This is a genomic window from Stenotrophomonas sp. A3_2, from assembly GCF_036624925.1.
Classification (GTDB): Bacteria; Pseudomonadota; Gammaproteobacteria; order Xanthomonadales; family Xanthomonadaceae; genus Stenotrophomonas; species Stenotrophomonas hibiscicola.
In genome coordinates this window covers 1-347 of the sequence record NZ_JAZKVY010000038.1, presented here as the reverse complement: position 1 = coordinate 347, position 347 = coordinate 1, and the positions used below count along the sequence as shown (strand labels likewise).

General features: G+C 50.7%; 1 rRNA gene. It reads left to right on the top strand.

Annotated features, from left to right (window positions below):
• Positions 1 to 347 (top strand): 23S ribosomal RNA (locus R5H29_RS00335); the annotation flags it as partial.

Here is a 347-nt window from a genome sequence, read left to right as displayed (position 1 = left end):
TAGCGAACTAGTACCGTGAGGGAAAGGTGAAAAGCACCCCGATGAGGGGAGTGAAACAGTACCTGAAACCGAATGCCTACAAGCAGTTGGAGCCCCCTTGAGGGGTGACAGCGTACCTCTTGCATAATGGGTCTGTGACTTAATGTACCAAGCAAGCTTAAGCCGTTAGGTGTAGGCGTAGCGAAAGCGAGTCTGAATAGGGCGACTTAGTTTGGTGTATTAGACCCGAAACCCGGCGATCTAGGCATGACCAGGATGAAGGTGGGGTAACACCCACTGGAGGTCCGAACCGATTACTGTTGAAAAAGTACCGGATGAGTTGTGTTTAGGGGTGAAAGGCCAATCAA